The sequence below is a fragment of the Caballeronia sp. LjRoot34 genome (assembly GCF_964253815.1).
Classification (GTDB): Bacteria; Pseudomonadota; Gammaproteobacteria; order Burkholderiales; family Burkholderiaceae; genus Caballeronia.
The window spans coordinates 2,587,886-2,603,563 of sequence record NZ_CAXUSB020000001.1 but is presented as its reverse complement, the minus strand read 5'-3'; the positions used below and the strand labels follow the sequence as shown (position 1 = coordinate 2,603,563).

General features: G+C 62.2%; 13 protein-coding genes. 10 read left to right on the top strand and 3 right to left on the bottom strand.

What is annotated here, in order from left to right; genetic code table 11:
* The first annotated feature begins 55 nt into the window (after window positions 1-55).
* Window positions 56-1,153 (top strand): cell division protein ZapE, encoded by a 1,098-nt coding sequence (gene zapE / locus ACSQ36_RS11585; protein ID WP_436182008.1) that lies wholly within the window; start codon window positions 56-58, stop codon window positions 1,151-1,153.
* A 166-nt stretch (window positions 1,154-1,319) separates the two neighbouring features.
* Window positions 1,320-1,796 (top strand): transposase, encoded by a 477-nt coding sequence (locus ACSQ36_RS11580; RefSeq protein ID WP_436182007.1) that lies wholly within the window; start codon window positions 1,320-1,322, stop codon window positions 1,794-1,796.
* Between the two features lie 110 nt (window positions 1,797-1,906).
* On the opposite strand, the gene ACSQ36_RS11575 is transcribed toward ACSQ36_RS11580, so the two are convergent.
* The 3 genes from ACSQ36_RS11575 to ACSQ36_RS11565 form a co-directional block, all read right to left on the bottom strand.
* Window positions 1,907-2,380, bottom strand: coding sequence for a DUF2147 domain-containing protein (locus ACSQ36_RS11575; RefSeq protein WP_436182006.1), 474 nt, complete (start codon window positions 2,378-2,380; stop codon window positions 1,907-1,909).
* A gap of 160 nt (window positions 2,381-2,540) precedes the next feature.
* Window positions 2,541-4,244 (bottom strand): ShlB/FhaC/HecB family hemolysin secretion/activation protein, encoded by a 1,704-nt coding sequence (locus ACSQ36_RS11570; RefSeq protein ID WP_436182005.1) that lies wholly within the window; start codon window positions 4,242-4,244, stop codon window positions 2,541-2,543.
* 529 nt (window positions 4,245-4,773) lie between these two features.
* Entirely contained in the window at window positions 4,774-6,726 is a 1,953-nt protein-coding gene (locus ACSQ36_RS11565) for a collagen-like triple helix repeat-containing protein (protein WP_436182004.1), read from the bottom strand.
* A gap of 870 nt (window positions 6,727-7,596) precedes the next feature.
* On the opposite strand from ACSQ36_RS11565, the gene ACSQ36_RS11560 reads away from it, so the two are divergent.
* The 8 genes from ACSQ36_RS11560 (at window position 7,597) to ACSQ36_RS11525 (ending at window position 15,677) form a co-directional block, all read left to right on the top strand.
* Entirely contained in the window at window positions 7,597-7,758 is a 162-nt protein-coding gene (locus tag ACSQ36_RS11560; protein WP_213761650.1) for a Flp family type IVb pilin, read from the top strand.
* Between the two features lie 239 nt (window positions 7,759-7,997).
* Complete coding sequence (locus ACSQ36_RS11555) at window positions 7,998-8,561, top strand: A24 family peptidase (protein ID WP_436182003.1); 564 nt, start codon at window positions 7,998-8,000, stop codon at window positions 8,559-8,561.
* Between the two features lie 110 nt (window positions 8,562-8,671).
* Window positions 8,672-9,091, top strand: coding sequence for a TadE/TadG family type IV pilus assembly protein (locus ACSQ36_RS11550; protein WP_436183161.1), 420 nt, complete (start codon window positions 8,672-8,674; stop codon window positions 9,089-9,091).
* Window positions 9,092-9,124: 33 nt separating this feature from the next.
* The gene (gene cpaB / locus ACSQ36_RS11545; RefSeq protein WP_436182002.1) at window positions 9,125-10,099 is read left to right on the top strand and encodes a Flp pilus assembly protein CpaB; all 975 of its coding nucleotides are present in this window, start codon (window positions 9,125-9,127) and stop codon (window positions 10,097-10,099) included.
* Between the two features lie 132 nt (window positions 10,100-10,231).
* Window positions 10,232-11,755, top strand: a complete 1,524-nt coding sequence (locus ACSQ36_RS11540) for a type II and III secretion system protein family protein (RefSeq protein WP_436182001.1) — start codon at window positions 10,232-10,234, stop codon at window positions 11,753-11,755.
* Between the two features lie 129 nt (window positions 11,756-11,884).
* Window positions 11,885-13,288, top strand: coding sequence for a fimbrial protein (locus tag ACSQ36_RS11535; RefSeq protein ID WP_436182000.1), 1,404 nt, complete (start codon window positions 11,885-11,887; stop codon window positions 13,286-13,288).
* Window positions 13,289-13,291: 3 nt separating this feature from the next.
* Window positions 13,292-14,668 (top strand): CpaF family protein, encoded by a 1,377-nt coding sequence (locus tag ACSQ36_RS11530; RefSeq protein WP_213761644.1) that lies wholly within the window; start codon window positions 13,292-13,294, stop codon window positions 14,666-14,668.
* Window positions 14,661-15,677 (top strand): type II secretion system F family protein, encoded by a 1,017-nt coding sequence (locus ACSQ36_RS11525; protein ID WP_436181999.1) that lies wholly within the window; start codon window positions 14,661-14,663, stop codon window positions 15,675-15,677. Before ACSQ36_RS11530 ends, ACSQ36_RS11525 begins: the two co-directional genes overlap by 8 nt.
* The last annotated feature ends 1 nt before the right edge of the window (window position 15,678 follow it).

The window sequence follows — 15,678 nt, the reverse complement described above, 5'->3', positions numbered from 1 at the left end:
GTCCACGGCCTTCAGGCTTGTCAGGTCATATTCAAGGCACCCACTCCCTCGCACCATGAACGTCAACGAATACTACGAACACGAACTGAAGACGCGGGGTTATCAGTCGGACGCGGCGCAACTGGCGGCGGTCGAACGCTTGCAACGTTGCTACGACGAGTGGGTCGCGTACAAGGCGCGCCGCTCGAACGCGTTCAAGAAGCTGATCTCGCATCCGGAGTTGCCGCGTGGCGTCTACATGTGGGGCGGCGTGGGGCGCGGCAAGAGCTTCCTGATGGACAGCTTCTTCGCGGTCGTGCCGGTGCAACGCAAGACACGCCTGCATTTCCACGAATTCATGCGCGAGGTGCATCGGGAGCTGGAAGAGTTGAAGGGCACGTCCGATCCGCTCGATGAACTCGCGCGACGCGTGGCGAAGCGTTACCGGCTGATTTGCTTCGACGAGTTTCATATCTCGGATATTGCCGACGCCATGATTCTTTACCGGCTGCTCGATCGCTTGTTCGGCGCCGGCGTGCAGTTCGTGATGACGTCGAATTACGACCCTGACTTGTTGTATCCCGATGGTTTGCATCGTGACCGGTTGCTGCCTGCTATTGAGCTGATCAAGTCGAAGCTGGACGTGATCAATGTCGACGCCGGCACGGATTATCGTAAGCGTACTTTGTCGCAAGTGACTGCTTATCACACGCCGCTAGGCGCCGCCGCCGACAAAGCGCTGCGCGCCGACTTCGCGAAGCTTGCCGCGGTGCCGGACGAAAGCCCGATCCTGCGGATCGAGAAACGCGAACTCAAGGCGCTGCGCAAAGCCGATGGCGTGGTCTGGTTCGACTTCGCCACGCTCTGCGGCGGCCCGCGTTCACAGAACGATTACCTCGAACTGGCGAGCCGTTTCCATGCGATGATTCTCTCCGACGTACCGAAGATGTCACCGCGCAATGCGTCGGAGGCGCGGCGTTTTACGTGGCTGATCGACGTGTTCTATGACCACAAGGTGAAATTGCTGATGTCGGCGGCGGTGCCTGCGGAAGAACTGTACGTGGAAGGTCCGATGGCCAACGAATTCACGCGCACGGTGTCGCGGATCACCGAGATGCAGTCGAAGGAATATCTGGAGTCGGAGCGTCGGCTGGTGGACACGTCGCTGACCTGACGCAGCGTTGGCCAAACGGGCGAATTGACAATGCGAGACTCATAATTTCGCCGAGAGCTTACTGCTGTAAGGCTCTGAACGGTATTTCAAGATTCGGACATGTCTTATTCCGGGGTCTCCGGCAGATCGGTATCTTCTAATCACTTACTTGTGATTGGAGAGAACCATGAAGCCTTACCGCGATATGTCCGACGAAGAATGGCAAATGGTCGCGCCTTTGTTGCCAGAGTTGCGACCCCGTTCCGAGTTGCGCGGACGACCGCTCGCCAACACCCGTGCCGTGCTCAACGGCGTGCTCTGGGTGATGTACAGCGGTGCTTCATGGTCAACGTTGCCGCGTAAATACCCGTCGTATCAGACGTGTCACCGCCGCTTCAAGGCGTGGCACGACTCCGGTGTGCTCGGGCGGGTGATGCAGCAGTTGTTCGGCGTGGCGAGTGAAGGTTTGTATTCGTTGATGACCTCGCGCATGCGAGTGCCAACCGAGTTGCCAGAGGGGTTGGGCGGCCATGCGGTTGCGGCGGATACCACCCGGCCTGCCGAGATGCATGGCGACGCACGGCCAGTGCTTATGCCGCTCGTGCCGCTTACCCCGGCCGAAGCGGTTGAATACCCACGAGGCGGTGTGCGTCACGCGGCTTGATGTACGGCTTGATACGCGTGTGAAGATCGCTCGTGCATAAAAAACCCGTCTGGAGACTTAGAGCCTCCAGACGGGTTTTTTTGTACGCAACGCATTCGGATGCTGCGGTTTTATTGCTGTCGGATCCAGGTTTGCGAACGTCCGAGCAGCGACACGCCAATATATCCGCGGACCACGAGTTTCTGTCCGCCATCGTCCAGGTGCATCTTGCATTTGTACAGCTTGCCGTTCTCGGGATCGAGGATCTGGCCGCCGTCCCACGTGTCGCCATCGGGTTTCATGCCATTGATGATAGTCATGCCTTTCATCAACTGGTCCTTGCGTGAATCGGTGCAGGCCGTGCAACGGCGGGTCGGATCGTTGCTGCTGCCGAGCCCGGTGAGGATCTTGCCGGTGAATGTACCGTCGCCGTCCTGGATAATTTGCACCAGCGCCTTGGGTTGACCGGTGTTGTCGTCGATGGTTTGCCAGAGTCCCGTAGGCGACGCAGTTTGCGCCATGCTTGTTGCGGCCGAGGCGAGTAGTGCACCGGCAAGCAGGATGCGTCCGGCATGCCGATGCACGCGTTGGGTAAGTCTCGTCATGCTTCCTCCTTGAGGTAAAACGTCTCTTGATCTGTTGACCATGTTGTCATTATTGCCGGCTGTGCAGGCGCCGCGTGCCGGACAGAATACGACAAAGCATGGGGAGCGTTTTGTACAAACCCTCTAGTCGGGCAGCTGCTTCGCTGCGGTCTGTCCCCTGTCAATTGAATTGGTAGGAAAAGGTCGCGTTTACGCGCGGGCTCCGCGATCCGTTGCCTTCCACCGGGGCATCGCCCACCGGTTTCGCCAGCGATAAATCCAGGCTGTAGTACTTGGCATCGGAGATCCGGAAGCCTATGCCTATCGATGCCAGGCGGCTCGGTTTCGAACCGACGGCGTGAAGATACGTGTGGGCGGTATCGACGGAAACGTAGGGTGTGAAGGTCTTCATGAACGCCAGTCCGATCGCAAACGGCCGGTTGATTTCCGCCGATGCGGCCCAGCCCGAATCGCCCGATACTTCTCCCGGCTCATAGCCAAGCGCGAAGCGCTGCCCGCCAAACGCGATCTGCTCGGAGGTCGGCAGGGAGTCCGCGCTGTACTGCCCGGTTGCTGCAATCGAGGTGCCAATCTTGAAAGGCCATTCATTGGTCTGTGAAACCGTAGCACCCGTGCGCACGAACGTGAGTGACGCCGGGTTGGTTGTGACAACCCCGGGAATGTTGGTGTCCGCCGACTTCGACGCCCCAAGCACATCGAATGCTTTCGCCACGTTGAGGCTTGCGCGCCTGACGGTTCCCGTATCCACGCCGGTGTAGTCGAGTTGCAATGTAGTCACACGCACTTGCGAACGCTGGCCAAGTTGTGCGCCCGTGATGGTGTTCTTGTAGCGGTCCTCGTCGTGCGATGCGTATGCGCCCGCCGTGCCGATCAGGCTGCGCGTGTTGCTCAGCACGAACGGATACGACGCTGACAAGCCTGCTTTGTCGTTGACGACGGTGCGCTCGACGTAGGAGGGCAGGCCGGGGTTATCGACGGGATGTCCGTAGTAGTGCGATGCATCGGCCTTGAGGGTGAAGCCGTCGGTACCTATGGGCAATGAGCCATTGACGTCGAAATAGGTTTGATCGTCGCGGCCCTTCGGAAGGAGTGCGGAGACGCCCAGCGTCTCGCCTTGGCCAAGGAGGCCATTCTCCGTCGCGGTGACAATGCCCTGCACGCCAGGATGATTCATATCGATGCCGGTCGCGATAGTGAACGGCTTGCGCTCGACGTCGAGATCGAGCGTGGTCGCGCCGTCGGTGGTCTGCGGCGGCGCGACAGTTGCCGCGATCTTCACGCCGGGCGTGAGGCCAAGCACATTGACGTAACGTTCGAAGGTTGCTTGCCGCAACGGCCGGTCGGCGCGAATCCGGTCAGCGATCGCGCGAATGCGTTTTTCAGCGGTGCCGGGGTCGCCCTTGATCTTGATATCGGCTACGTAACCTTCCACCACCGTGATGCGCACCACGCCGTTTTCGAAGGTCTGCGCGGGCACGAAGGCGAAGGAGAGCGCGTAACCCCGTTCCTTGTAAAGCGCGGTCACGCCGTTCGCCGTCTCCATCAGTTCGCCGATGGTGACGTCCTTGCCCACCAGTGGATTGAAGCGTTGCGCGACTTCATCGAAGGGAATGGCTTTTACGCCTTCCACCTCGATCTTTTTCGGCGTCAGGTGACGCGCAAGCAGTTCCTGGATCTGCGGGGTTTGCGGCTGGACATCGACGGTAACGGCCGGTGGTTTTTGCGGCGCGTTCACTTGCGGCAACGCGTCCAGTGGATTGCCCGCCAGCGCCGGCCGCGCAACCTGTCCGCTGGTCTGCGCCTGGGCGGCATGCGCCGCCACCGCCGCAAGCAGCAGCGTCCATTTCCATTCCTTGATATTCACGGTACGGCCCTCGTTGGCTTTTTTCGTGCGAACTGCGGAGGAGGCCGGATCGACACGACCCGAGGTCCTGCTGCGTTCGTCATCGTTTGATGCTGGGGTTTGATGCTGGGTGTTGCTTCTACTGCATATCTTTGTATTACGGCTCTTTGCGGTCGTAACCTTTGGCCTTGTTCATTCCTGTCTCAATCTATTCTTGTTCATGCCTATGTGTCGTAGGTATTTTCATCGGTTGTCCTTGTGATATTTTCTTGTCCGGATTTTGTCTCGGGTCGTTGTATAGGCGCAGAAACATCCGGCCGGATGCGAAACCGGCGCCGAGGGCGGCGCCGGGGAACACGTGGTTTACCAGACACTGAAAGGGATCATTGAGGGGTTCGGTACCCGACCCTCCTCGTCGCGAGGACGTAACGAAAGGATGTTTCAAACCGTGAACCCGAACCTGGGGCGGTCCGGGTCACGGACCCGGTCGCCTCGAGTTATCGCTCCAGGCGAAAAGCCTCGAGGCTCATGCGTTGCGGCAGCGTCTGTATCACTTGTTATGCGCACCGAGCAGGCCGCCCAGCAGCGAGGTCACGCTGCCCAGCGGGTTGCCCGGCGAGCTGCTGCCAGCGCCACTGCCTGTGGTGCTCGAGAGGCCTACCCCAACGCCTACGCCGGTAGTGGTCGTCGTTGCACCGGTCGACGGCGATTTCGTCGTCGTGGTCCCCGCGCCTACGCCTGCACCTATGCCCGCTCCGGTGATCGACGCGAGCAGCCCGCCAACCGGGTTCGCTGCGCCCGTACCCGCGCCCGTGCCCGATGCCGCGCCGGTCAAGGCACCCGTCAAGCCGCCGACAAGGCCGGTGACCGATGCCAGCGGATTGGCCGCCGATCCCGCCGAGCCACCTGATGCCGCGTTGGTCAGCGCACCCGTGAGGCCGCCCACCACGCCAGCCACGGGCGTCACTACGCCGGTGGCTACCGTGCCCACCGTGTTCGTCAAGCCGCCGAGCAAGCCTGCGACCGGAGCGAGCGGGCCTGCGCCGGGTGTCGAGCCCGCGCCGCCAATCGTGCCGGTCAAGCTGCTGACCAGGCCTGCAACAGGCGCCAGCGGACCGGCTGAGCCCGGCGCCGCGCCAAGGCTGGCGACCGTGCTGGTCAAGCCGCCGACCAGACCCGTGACCGGAGCCAAGGGGCCGCCTGCGCCGCCCGCGCCGCCGATGCCCGTCAATCCTCCCGTCAAGCCGCTGACGAGACCCGTGATCGGGGCGAGGGGGCCGCCTGTTCCACTCGCGCCGCCTAAACCGCCTGTCAGGCCGGAGAGAATGCCGCTGATCGGCGATAACGGATTCGTGCCCGGAGTGCCGTTCACAAGGCCGCCGGCCGATGCAAGCGTGGTTCCTGTCGCGGACACTACGCCGCCCAGACCGGTCGAGATGGGGTTGTTACCCGTCGATGCCACCGTGTGCCCCGCCGAGTCCAGTACGCCGCCGAGCGTCGCGAGCAGGTTATTGATCGGCGCGCCAAGACCGGTGGCCGAGCCGACGGTCTGTGTCAGCGAGCCGGCCAACGCCGTGATCGGTGTGATTGCCGTGCTGACCTGCTGCGTGATCTGGCTGACTGCGCCAGTCGAAAGTGTCGTGCCGAGCGCGCCGCCGGTTTGTGTAACTGCATCGCCGAGCGTGCTTACCACGTTGCCCAACGGCGTTGTCACGGGTGCGAGCGGGGAGAGCGCGCCGCTGCCGACGCTTGTTACGAGATCGCCAGCGCTGCTGACAGCAGCACCCGCCTGCTGAACGACGTTACCGGTGCTGGCGAGCGTCGTGCCCATCGGGTTGGCACTCGAACCGATCTGGCCGAGGCCTTGCGAGACGCCGTTGCCCAGGGCATCGACGGCATCGCCGAGATGCGAGACGACACCGCCTGCCGCCTGTGTCGTGGCGGGGCTGACGCCGGGAATGTTGGCGTTGCCGATGACCGTGCCTACGCCCGTCACTGCATTGCCCGCTGCAGATACAACGTTGCCCGCTGAGCCAGCTAAGGCTGCAACCGGGGTCGTGACCGGCGTGCTGCCGCCTGTTCCGCCGCCTGTTCCTCCACCGGTTCCTCCACCGGTTCCTCCACCGGTTCCTCCACCCGTACCGCCGGCTGTTCCTCCACCCGTTCCACCGCCGCCGATGACCGTTCCACCGCCCGATCCGGTACCGCCGCCGCCCGTGCCGGCGCCTCCGCCACCAGCGCCCGACCCGCCGCCATTGGTGCCCCCGCCAGCGACCGTTCCGTCTCCAGTTCCTGTTCCACCTGAGCCGGTGCCGGTGCCCGTTCCGCCACCTCCGGTCGTACCGCCGCCGCCGGTTGTCGGTATGCCGCCGGTTCCAGCGCTGCCTAATTGCTTGCTGGTTGAACCTGAACCGCCGCAGGCACCAAGGGTCAGCATGGTCGCGACTGCTGCGGTGAGGAGGGTGACGCGCAATGCGCCGCTTTGGATGTGGATGGTCTTCATAACGCCCTCGGATGGTATTTAGTTTTTTGCTTTTTGAACTGCCATCGTCTTATTGCAGGACCCGTGCCATTTGTATCAAGGAGGACGAAGGGTTGGCGCGCACAACGGGTTAACCAGACGGTATAAGGCCTGGCATGGCTTTGCCGGTAGTCGGGAGTTCTGGGGAAAATGAAGCGATGCCGCGCTGAGGCATCACGTAACGTAACGTGCGGTGAAGGTCGTTACGTCTCAAGCCGTAACGCGCGTTACGCGTTCTGCAACACACTCGACGTTTAATGCGCACGTGGTCATGCACGATCACACTGCTTGTCTCCCGCGTGCAATGGCAGGCAGTCATTTAGCGGTAGTGCGAACGATTGCCAATATGGAGCCGTCACTGAGCCGTCACCGAGCCGTCATTTAGTCAACCGAATAATGCGTTTGAACTAGAGAGTACACGCTGGATAAAAAAATCATAAAGTTAATGAGAGGTCTTCCGTTAACTAGAGGGTTAGCTGTCGGATCGTTTGGCTAATTACACAAAAAATGACAAGAGGCGGTAAGTGTTTGACTACAAAGTGTTGTTGCGGCACAAACCTTACCGATCAAGGGTAACAACCGATGAAATTATTGCTTGGCACCCGTTGATTTCGAGATAACGTTCGGCTATAAATCGTTTCAAGGATGCATCATTTAACATCCTGACTGATGGAGGCACCATCGACTACACATCTGGAACCTGAGAGAAGCGGCAAATAAATCGCGCGCAACGACGCGCATCCAAGGCAAGCGGAGCTACGCCCGCGGGGAAGAGAGAACCCGCGGGCGGCGACCCAGAAAAATGCCGGATCATTTGTCACATGGCCATTAAAAATATCCGAGGAAAGCATCATGTCTAATTTGATCAAGCACTTCGTCAAAGACGAACGCGGCGTCACCGCTATTGAATACGCGCTTATTGCAGGGCTTATTGCGGCTGCACTCGCGGTGTCGATAGGTGACGTTGTCACGAAACTGCAGACCGTGTTCACGAATATCGTGACCGCGCTTTAGCGGAACGGGCTTCGCGCCGCCGGGCATCAGGCGTCACATTCTTCTCGCTAGCAATTAACTGTCTATGCCGGCTTATTCGCCGGTATAGCTGGATCACTGCGTGTTGTTGCATTAGTTGCATTAATGCGCACACACGCAGGGGATCTGCTGCGCGCAGGCGTGACGTCGGGCTTTTCCAATCGGCTGCTTTAAATAGCGGCTGGCGGGATTAGTTTGCCTGGTCGAAGCGAGTCAACATCATGATTAACGCCGCGTTATTCATTAGCTGGTCGCTCGCGGTCGTTTTATTCGATTGCCGGTTGCGCCGCATACCCAACTGGCTCGTTATTGCGGGACTGGCTGTAGCTTGTGTGCTTGCCGCAAGCGGCCATTCCCCCTTTCACATCGACCTGTCCGATGCTGCGCTAGGTCTCCTGGCCGGGCTCCTTGCGCTCTTGCCGTTCTACCTGATTGGCCTGATGGGCGCCGCCGACGTCAAGGTGTTCGCCACGCTCGGCGCATGGTGCGGTTTTCACGCGTTACCTGCGCTGTGGATCGTGGCCAGTATTGCCGCTGGTGTTCACGCGCTGTATTTGCTTGCGTCGGCGGTGATCGAGGGGAGGCGCCAGAGCGCTGAAATTTCGTTGGAGTCCTCACCAAATACTGATGGTTACGCGGGCAGCCCTCGCGATGTCACCGGTGCTGAACGATCATCCCCATACACCTTCATTGTCGGAGGCCGCCGCGCAACACCGTACGCCGCGTTGCTCGCCGTGTCCGCAATAGGAAGCCTGACGCTGCAAGTCTTCGAGGCCGCCCGATGACCCTATTCAACTCCACGCGGCCCGTCTCGCCCGCCTGCCGGCGTGATCACGCACATTCCCTCGCACATGCCAAGCCGCTCGACGCTCGACGCCATGCGCAGCGTGGAACCATGGCGGTGGAATTCGCCATCGTGTTTCCGCTTTTCTTCCTCGTGTTCTACGCGATCGTCACCTACAGCATGGTCTTCGTCGCGCAGCAATCGCTCACGCTGGCTGCGTCGGAGGGGGCACGGGCGGCGCTGCGTTACCAGCCCGGTGCGACCAGCGCAGCCAGCGCGCTCGCGCTGCGCGCGAGCGCGGCTTGCGCCACGGCGACGGGTCTGGTGAACTGGCTCGCGGGCAGCGCTCCCTGCACCGCGACGTATGCGGGATGCAGCTTCGACGCCACGATGCAATGCGTGAACGTCGCCCTCAACTACAACTACGCAAGCCGGCCGCTGGTGCCTCCACTGCCTTTGATCGGGCTGCCGGTGCCAGCAAGTCTCACTGCAAGTGCGATGGTGCAACTGAACCCGGAGAACCTGTTTTAAGCGTTGTTCACGTTTGAAACGACCAAGACGATCATGGCTAACATTACCCGCATCCTTGCTGTTTCCCTGATCGTGCTCGCCGCGTTGCTTGGCATTTTCGCGTGGTCGCTCTCCCGTCGTCCTCCGGCGCCGGTACCGCAAATCGTGCAGGGTCAGGCCAGTTTCCCGGTGGTCGTCGCCACGCGCGACCTCTCCGCCGGCAAGCCGATCGATGCCGATGCCTTGACCCTGCGGATGGCGCCGTCGCGCGGAGCCGGCGAGTTCGCCGATGCCACCGGCCTTGTCGGGCGGGTGCCGCTCGTCGCGATTGCGGCCAATACGCCGCTCTCCGAGGCCAACCTCACCACCGGACTCGCTGATGCCATCGCGCCGGGCGAACGGGCCATCGCGGTGCGGGTCGACGAGGGCAATGCGGTGGGCAACCGGGTGCGGCCCGGCAATTTCGTCGATGTGTTTTTCATGCTCAAGCGCGATATGTCCGCTGGCCCGGGCACGGATGCGGAAGTGGACGCAACGCAAGCACGGCTGTTGTTGTCGAGGGTCCGTGTGCTCAGTTTCGGCGATGCGACCCTTCCCGGCACGTCGGACGCAGCCGACACCGCGGCTAACGCGGCTAACGCGGCCAACGCTCCGCGCGGTGCGGGGGCGCGTACGGCGGTGCTGGCCGTGCGCACTGCGGATATCGACGCACTCACGCTCGCCGAGGGCGCGGGGCGCCTGGTACTGGCGCTGCGCAATCCCGCCGATACAGACACAGCCGAACCGATTGCCATGGCGCCACTTCTTGCATCGATAAGGATACCGAATGATGATGCGTCGCGTGCAGCCGCTGGTCTGTCGCTTCAGGCGCTGGCGGGTACGCATGGCGAGCGGTCGGCGCGCATGCCAGTCATCGCTCCGTTACCTGCCATGCCCTCGATGCCTGCTGCGCGTGCGCCGCGTGTCCAGGCGGTGTCGAATGATCTTGAATTGATTCGCGGCGCGCATAGGGAAAAAGTGGCGTACTGAAAATGATCGCCGTGCCGTAAACAAATATAGAAGGGAGTGCAGAAGGACAAGTAGCAGCCAGCATCAAAAGGAAGTTCGGGGCCATGCCGCCGTATGGCGACAACGCAGTACGCAGTCGATATATAAAAAATCATGAAAGCCAAGGGTTTCTATCGAGGACGCAGCGTCTCTGGCGCACGTCGGTTATTGCTCGCCGCGCTGGTATGCACGTGTGCGGCGGCGCCGCTCGCTGGCGCGAAAACTGCCGGGCCCGCAGCAGGCGCGACCGACTTCGCGTCGTCGCGGGTTATCGACATCGTGGTCGGCGCGCAGAAGCAGATCGCGATGGGACGCACGTTGCAGCGCGTAGCCGTGGGGGACCCTGCGGTCGCGGACGTGCTTTGGCTCAAGAGCAGCGGTGGCGCAAACGGCGGTTTATTGCTGGTTGGAAAAAGCGCGGGACGCACCGAGATGATGATCTGGGAGCGCGGCCAGAGCGCGCCGCAGACCTACACGATCAACGTCACTACACTGGCCGCCCATGAGTTGCTCGGCAGCGATACACCCGCGGTGAACGTGCTTGGCAGCACCGCGGTGGTCACGGGGTCTGCCGCGAGCATGGAATCGCATCAGCGCGCATTGACTGTAGCGAGGGAGTCGGTTGCGAGAACCGCAGGTTCATCCGAATCGTCATCGGGCGCATCCGGCAAGGGTCCGGGAGGGCAAAGCGGGAATTCACCGGACTCCTCTGCAACCGGGGACGGCCGGAGCGCCAGTACGAAGGACGGCGATGTCCTCGATGTCTCCACCGTAGCGACAAGTCCTGTCGTGCAGGTCGACGTGAAGGTGGTCGAGTTCAGCAAGGCCGTGCTGAAGGAAGCGGGTTTCAATCTCTTCAAACAGAACACCGCGTTTGCATTCGGCACCTTCTCGCCTTCGTCGCTGACGTCATACACTGGCGGCGCGACCCCGAATTTGCAGGTCACATCCACGTCGCCAATCAGCAGCGCGTTCAACCTGATGGTGAACCTCGGTACTCGAGGAATTTTCGCGAATCTCAGTCTACTCGAATCGAACAATCTCGCACGCGTGCTGGCTGAGCCGACGCTTGTCGCGTTGTCGGGACAGAGCGCGAGCTTTCTCGCCGGCGGCGAGATCCCGATACCGGTGCCGCAGTCGCTTGGAACAATCAGCATTGTCTATAAGCCCTACGGCATCGGACTGACGGTCACGCCGACCGTGCTCGGGCCGCGGCGGATCGCGCTGAAAGTCGCGCCGGAAGCGAGCCAGCTCGACTTCACGCACGCGCTGACCATCAACGGTATCTCGGTGCCGGCCATCACCACGCGGCGCGCGGACACCACAGTAGAACTGGGCGACGGCGAGAGCTTCGTGATCGGCGGCCTGATCGATCGCGAGACGGCATCGAACGTCGACAAGGTGCCGGTGCTCGGAGATTTGCCGATCATCGGCGCGTTCTTCAAGACCTTGCAGTACACGCAGAATGATCGCGAACTGGTGATCATCGTGACACCGCATCTAGTCTCGCCGATAGCCAAGGGCGCTGTGCTTCCGGCGACGCCCGGCGAGCAATCCGAGCAGCGCGACGGCCCCGTGTGGCGCTCGTTCGTGGGTGGGATTGCATCGGGCGACGCGGTGCCGGGGTTCTCGAAATGACGGACGCAAGCGCTGGTGGAGAGGGCGGCAGGCAAGTAGTGAAGGCGCGTGCAAGTCCGTCCGCAACGATGAGGGCGGCGAGGTGTGCTGGCAGCGTTGCCCGCGCCGATGTGGCAGGAGAAAGCGGCGATGAACGCAAGAGTTCTATCTTTGACTGACGTAGAAGCGGGCTCTCAGGGCGTCCGGTTCCTGTGCGTCTGCTCGGATGCGGGACGCCGGGCCTGGCTCGCGCGCGCGCTGGGCACGTTGGGCGCGCTCGAGCACGTGCCTTTCGACGCTATTGCGCTGATGCCGAAGATATCGACGCTGGGCGCCACGATGGTGTTCATCGACTTCGCCCGTGCCCCGCTTGAAGCGCCCGAAGCCAGCATCGCAAGCGCGACGGCGATGGCAACCGCGGTGCATGATGCATTCCCGGGCTTGGCCATTGTTGCGCTCGGTTCCCTGCAGCAGTCGGCCAGCGCGATTGCTGCATTGCGCGCCGGCGTGCGTGATTTTATCGATGTCGAAGGCGAACCCGACGAAGCACTTCGGATTGCGAAACAACTGATCGAGCAAGCCAGCCAGTCCGCGAAGACGGAACACATTTCAAACCGGCACGGCCAGGTTACGGTGCTGCTTGGTGCGCGGGTCGGCATGGGCGTGAGCACGCTGGCGGCGAACCTGGCGGTGAGGTTGCAAAAACGTGGCGCGGCGGCATCGAAGACCTCCGCGCTGCTCGACCTGGGCATCCCCGCCGCAGACAGTTCGGTGCTGCTCGACACACAAAGCGAATTCAATTTCGTCGATGCCGTGCGCAACCTGCGCCGCTTCGACCAGACCTTCGTTCATACGGCCTTCGGACGCCACGCCAGCGGCCTCGCGGTGACCACATTGCCGCCGGATCTAGCGGCGATGCGCGAGGTGTCGTATGCGTCGGCGGTAAATCTGGTGAACCGGCTGCGGACTTTCTTCGATCACCAGATCGTCGATCTTGGTGGCTTTACGAACCTCGAGTTCGTCGCGCAAATGGCGCGCGCCGCGGACAATGTGTGGCTGGTCTGCGATCCGAACGTGGCGTCCGTGGTGTCCGCCATGGAGTTGCTGGAAGGCATGCGTGTTCACGATGCCGACGCACGCTTGCCCAAGGAACGCGAGGCCGCCGATTCGCCGCAGAAGCTGCATCTGGTCGTGAACAAGTTCGACCCGGCGCTGCAATTTGGCGCTGAGCAGATCGCGGAGCGGCTTGGGCTACCGTTGCTCGCGACACTGCCCGCACGCGCGCAGGCGCTTGGACGCGCGGTGAACCAGGGGCGCCTGCTGGCGGATATCGCTGAGCGCGATGCTTATGTACGCGCGTTGGACCCGCTGGTCGCGCGGCTTGGCGGTCACAAGATGGCCGCGGCCGACAGCATCACGCCCACATTCGTGCCGTTGCCAGACGGCATGGATGCCGATGCACTGAAGCAGAAGACGGCGGATTCCGCCGGCGCGCCGAGCGGCTCAAAACAGTTCCTCAAGCGGCTCTTTCCCACTTTCACCAAGCGGTCATAGACGATGGCAAAAGACATCGAGTTCGCCGACGACGCCACTTCGTTCGCGCACACGCAGCAGTTCCAGGACATCAAGAACGCGGCGCATGAGCATCTGCTTACGCGGATTGAGGAGCTGGGCGCCGAGTTTGGACGGTGGTCGCGCCAGGCGATCCAGCAGTTCGTTGACCTGGAGATCGACGGCTTCGTCCGGATGCGGCGCATTCCGCTGAACGAGAGCGAAGTGCGGCTGATCGCGGAGGCCCTGACGAAAGAGCTGGCGGGCTTCGGGCCGATCGAGGATCTGCTCGCGGATCCTGCGGTGGAGGACATCCTCATCAACGGCTTCGATGACGTCTACGTCTCGCGTCACGGCATGCTTGTGAAGATCCCGGTGCGCTTCGCGGACAACGCGCATTTGCTGCGGATCGTGCGGCGGATCCTCGCTCCGATCGGGCGGCGGCTGGACGAATCCAATCCCATGGTCGATGCGCGCCTGCCCGACGGGGGCCGGGTGAACGTGGTGATCGAACCGCTGTCGCTCGACGGGCCGGTGGTATCGATACGAAAGTTCCGGCGCGACCCGCTGCGCCCCGACGACCTGCTCGCGAACGGCACCTTCGATCAGGAGATCTGCGGGTTGCTCGACGCGGCGGTCGCTGCGCGCTGCAACGTGCTGGTGTCGGGCGGGACGAGTTCGGGCAAGACCTCGCTGCTCAACGCGCTCGCGTTTTTTATTCCGAAGCACGAGCGCGTGGTGACGATAGAAGACACCGCTGAACTTTCGCTCAATCACCCGCACGTGGTGCGGCTCGAAAGCCGTCCGGGCGGCTTCGACGGCGCGGGCGTGGTGTCGATTCGCGACCTCTTGCGCAACACGCTGCGGATGCGGCCGGACAGGATCATCGTGGGCGAGGTACGCGGCGGCGAAGTGCTGGAAATGCTGCAGGCCATGAATACCGGCCACGACGGTTCGATGGGCACCGTCCACGCGAGTTCGGCGCGAGAGTGTCTTTACCGGCTTGAGATGCTGGCGGGTTTTGCGGGCTTCCAGGGCACGGAGTCGAGCTTGCGCCGGCAGATTGCGAATGCCATCGACTTCATCGTGCAGATCGGGCGTTTGTCCAATGGGCGGCGGCGGATTTTGTCGGTGACGGAAGTGACGGGGCTCTCGGACAACATTGTCGCGACGCAGGAGTTGTACCGCTACGAGCCGATCATGGAAGGCGGCGAGGAGCAGGACAACTGGGTCTCGCTCGGCATTCATCCCAGCTCACCCAAGCTTGCCAAGTATCGCCAGTCACTCGGCAATGACAGGGGCGTGGACAGCTTCAACGACGGCTTCGGGCGAGGTGGCGGTGGGGGCGGTTTCGGCCGCTCCGGAGGAGGCTTCAATGTCTAGCGGTATCGGCCTCGTGCTGGTCGTGGCGCTGCTGTGCGCGGCCGGCGGGCTGCTGCTGTGGCAGCGCGCGCAGGACAACCGCGAACGCGCGCTGACAGACCGTTTTGTTGACCGGCGCGTAGCGTCGGTACAGGGCGCAATGCCGGGCGCAACGACACGCGCAACGCCTGCCCGGAACAGCCAGCGCATGCGTTCTGCAGGTCCTTCCGCTTTGCCGCCGAACGCCATGCAGCACGGTGTTCGCGAGCATGCGCGCCATCTGCAGGCGCGCATGGCTTATGGCTTCGGCAATCTGATGAGCCGTGCGGGCATCGCCAGTCCGCGCACTTTTTTGTTGAGCACCGGCGCGGTGATCCTGCCCGGCGCGTGCTGGGTTGGTTTGCGTACGCATTGGCTGGTTGCGCTGGGTTTCGTCGTCTTCGGCGCGCTCTGCGCGTTTGCATTCCTCTCATGGCGCGCACAAAAACGTTATCAGCGGATCTCGCGCCAGTTGCCTGTATTCCTCGATGGCATCGTGCGGCTCATCACCATTGGCAACAGCGTGCCGGCCGCCTTCCAGGCCGCATTGACCACCACCGATGCGCCGTTGCGCGACTGCCTCGACCGGGTCTCGCGGATGCTGCGCTCGGGTGTAGAAATAGACGTGGCGCTGAAGCACGTGGCCTCGGTGTATCGCGTGCGGGAGTTGGAACTGGTCGGCTCGGTGCTGCGTATCTCGGTGAAATACGGCGGGCGCTCCGACGTGATGCTCGAGCGCATGGCGGCGCTGATGCGCGATCTCGAACAGGCCGAGCGCGAACTGATCGCGCTGTCCACCGAGACGCGGTTGTCCGCCTGGGTGCTCGGGTTATTGCCGGCGCTGCTGGGCGGCTTCGTGATGATCTCCAACCCGTCGTACTTCCAGGCGATGTGGTCCGATTCATTTGGCCAGCGTCTTGTGTACGTGGCGGTGGTGCTGCAAGTGCTCGGCGCTTTCCTGCTGTACCGGATGGCGCGCCTGAAGGATTGAA

What these genes read in the sequence shown, in the direction of transcription:
- zapE (WP_436182008.1), top strand. Translation starts at nt 56, where the DNA reads ATGAACGTCAACGAATACTACGAACACGAACTGAAGACGCGGGGTTAT.
- ACSQ36_RS11580 (WP_436182007.1), top strand. Translation starts at nt 1,320, where the DNA reads ATGAAGCCTTACCGCGATATGTCCGACGAAGAATGGCAAATGGTCGCG.
- ACSQ36_RS11575 (WP_436182006.1), bottom strand. Translation starts at nt 2,380, where the DNA reads ATGACGAGACTTACCCAACGCGTGCATCGGCATGCCGGACGCATCCTG.
- ACSQ36_RS11565 (WP_436182004.1), bottom strand. Translation starts at nt 6,726, where the DNA reads ATGAAGACCATCCACATCCAAAGCGGCGCATTGCGCGTCACCCTCCTC.
- ACSQ36_RS11560 (WP_213761650.1), top strand. Translation starts at nt 7,597, where the DNA reads ATGTCTAATTTGATCAAGCACTTCGTCAAAGACGAACGCGGCGTCACC.
- ACSQ36_RS11555 (WP_436182003.1), top strand. Translation starts at nt 7,998, where the DNA reads ATGATTAACGCCGCGTTATTCATTAGCTGGTCGCTCGCGGTCGTTTTA.
- ACSQ36_RS11550 (WP_436183161.1), top strand. Translation starts at nt 8,672, where the DNA reads ATGGCGGTGGAATTCGCCATCGTGTTTCCGCTTTTCTTCCTCGTGTTC.
- cpaB (WP_436182002.1), top strand. Translation starts at nt 9,125, where the DNA reads ATGGCTAACATTACCCGCATCCTTGCTGTTTCCCTGATCGTGCTCGCC.
- ACSQ36_RS11540 (WP_436182001.1), top strand. Translation starts at nt 10,232, where the DNA reads ATGAAAGCCAAGGGTTTCTATCGAGGACGCAGCGTCTCTGGCGCACGT.
- ACSQ36_RS11535 (WP_436182000.1), top strand. Translation starts at nt 11,885, where the DNA reads ATGAACGCAAGAGTTCTATCTTTGACTGACGTAGAAGCGGGCTCTCAG.
- ACSQ36_RS11530 (WP_213761644.1), top strand. Translation starts at nt 13,292, where the DNA reads ATGGCAAAAGACATCGAGTTCGCCGACGACGCCACTTCGTTCGCGCAC.
- ACSQ36_RS11525 (WP_436181999.1), top strand. Translation starts at nt 14,661, where the DNA reads ATGTCTAGCGGTATCGGCCTCGTGCTGGTCGTGGCGCTGCTGTGCGCG.